This window comes from Sandarakinorhabdus oryzae, assembly GCF_009733735.1.
In the GTDB taxonomy this organism is placed as follows: domain Bacteria; phylum Pseudomonadota; class Alphaproteobacteria; order Sphingomonadales; family Sphingomonadaceae; genus Sandarakinorhabdus; species Sandarakinorhabdus oryzae.
Map to the genome: position 1 here is coordinate 1 of NZ_WNJP01000405.1, position 593 is coordinate 593.

At 61.4% G+C, this 593-nt stretch carries 1 protein-coding gene; it reads right to left on the reverse strand.

All coding sequences use genetic code 11. From position 1 onward, the window contains the following. A partial coding sequence (locus GJ693_RS16570) for a response regulator transcription factor (RefSeq protein ID WP_156257290.1) occupies nucleotides 1-549 on the reverse strand: 549 nt, incomplete at its 3' end. Nucleotides 550-593 lie beyond the last annotated feature (44 nt).

Consider the following 593-nt stretch of genomic DNA (forward strand, 5'->3'; position numbering starts at 1 on the left):
TTCCGACACCCCAAGCTCGTAGGCGATCTGCTTGTTGAGCAGGCCTTCCGACAGCATCATCAGCACCCGCACCTGCTGCGGCGTCAGCGTCACCAGCCGGTCGCGCAATTTGGTCATGTCAGGATCAGCCGCGGCGGAGAGATCGACATCGGCCGGAATCCAGACGTCGCCGTTCATCACCTTGCCGATCGCCTCGCGCAAGGTCTCGACGCCAAAGCGCTTGGGTATGAAGCCGGACGCGCCGAAGTCCATCGACCGGCGGATGGTACTGGCGTCGTCGCTGGCCGACACAATGACGACCGGGATCGCCGGGAATTGTGCGCGCAGATAAATCAGCCCGGAGAAACCGCTGATTCCCGGCATCGACAGATCGAGCAGGATCAGATCGACGTCGGATTCGCGATCGAGCAGCGCCGTTAACTCCTCAAACGACCCCGCCTCATCGACCCGCGCCGACGCGACGACGGTCGCGACGGCTTGTCGCAGGGCGTCGCGAAAGAGCGGATGATCGTCGGCGACAACGAGATGTGTGCTGGTAACGATGGTCATTTATCCCGCATGCAATAGCTGATTATGCCCGACAACGATATTGG